The sequence below is a fragment of the Vallitalea sediminicola genome (assembly GCF_054408565.1).
The window spans coordinates 1-1,406 of sequence record NZ_BTPT01000081.1 but is presented as its reverse complement, the minus strand read 5'-3'; the positions used below and the strand labels follow the sequence as shown (position 1 = coordinate 1,406).

At 34.5% G+C, this 1,406-nt stretch carries 3 protein-coding genes; all 3 read left to right on the top strand.

Annotated features, from left to right (window positions below):
• Positions 1 to 190 (top strand): hypothetical protein (locus tag ACX6CF_RS24025; RefSeq protein WP_458787913.1); only part of this gene is annotated, 190 nt, incomplete at its 5' end.
• A 76-nt stretch (positions 191 to 266) separates the two neighbouring features.
• A complete protein-coding gene (locus tag ACX6CF_RS24020; RefSeq protein WP_458787912.1) occupies positions 267 to 467 on the top strand; it encodes a hypothetical protein in 201 nt (66 codons plus the stop codon).
• 210 nt (positions 468 to 677) lie between these two features.
• The coding region (locus ACX6CF_RS24015; RefSeq protein WP_458787911.1) for a reverse transcriptase domain-containing protein at positions 678 to 1,406 on the top strand (729 nt) is incomplete at its 3' end.

Sequence of the window (1,406 nt, the reverse complement as noted above, 5' to 3'; positions counted from 1 at the left end):
AATACCATTTGTAATACCTATAGGACTGATTGCAGCTATGATGTTGATACGTGATCCTCATATTAAAGCTATCGTTGATATGGATGTGCCGATTTTTACATCAGTCATATCTGTATTTATTGGTGCTGTGGTGTTATTTATAAGTTTTCTTTTAATGAAAATTGGTAGAAAATTCAAATATCATAAATAAGTTGATTTGGCTATATAATAAAATAATAAACGCGTAAACCGATAAGACAAATATACAATGTCTTATCGGTTTTTTGGTGTGCCCAGCATGGGCACAATCTAATGGGTTAGAGTCCCTAACGCGACCTAGTAGTGGTAAGCGTATAGCCAATGACAAGGGTGTCCTTGGTGACAAGGAATCTGAAGGAAGTCGGAGGGCAAATCTCTGGTCTGACGAACAGAAACCATATCAGGCAGATGCTATGGATAAGGCTGCCAAACAAGTCAAAGTCCAATAACTACTCGGAGATAGTAACTGTAAATATGGCAGATATATGGAGAGGAAGATTGTGTTCTTACCTGGGGAGGTCTTACGGATATAACACAAACGATATAAAATTCGTAGTTATGGTTGAAATAAGATTTATCGTAAGAAGTCAGCAGAAGTCATAGTACTTTAACAGTTGCAAATGTTAGAGGAAGGACGGAACTTTAGGAGAGATGAGTAAATGAAAGTAACTAATCATGGAGTGAAAAACAGAAAACTTCAAAAGGAAGATTATCTACAAATGGTATCGACGGAATCGAAAGAGTATGTAGAAGTGTTGATTCATGAGAAGATTGCTGAAAACAACCATCTTATCACAGATTTTCAAGATATGGAATTGCTAGAAAAGATTTTACACCGAAATAATCTAAATAAAGCTTATAAGAAAGTAAAATCTAATAAAGGTAGTGGAGGAGTTGATAAGATGAGCGTAGATGAACTTCTAACGTTCCTTAAAGATAACAAAACAGCCTTAATCAAGCAAATAAGAGAAGGTAAATATAAACCTAATCCAGTTCGTAGAGTAGAAATACCAAAAGAAGAAAAGGGTAAAGTAAGAAAACTAGGAATACCAACAGTAGTAGATAGGGTAATACAACAAGCAATAACAGGGATATTATCACCAATCTACGAAAAGCAGTTTTCAGAAAATAGCTATGGATTCAGACCTAATAAAAGTGCACATGGAGCACTAAAGAAATGCTGTAAAAATGTAGATGAGGGATATGCATACGTGGTAGATATGGACTTAGAGAAATTCTTTGACACAGTATGCCAAAGTAAGCTAATAGAAATATTATCAAGAACAATAAAAGATAATAGAGTAATATCACTTATACACAAATATCTAAATGCAGGAGTAATAAATAATGGAATGTTTGAGAAAACAGAAAAAGGAGTACCGCAAGGC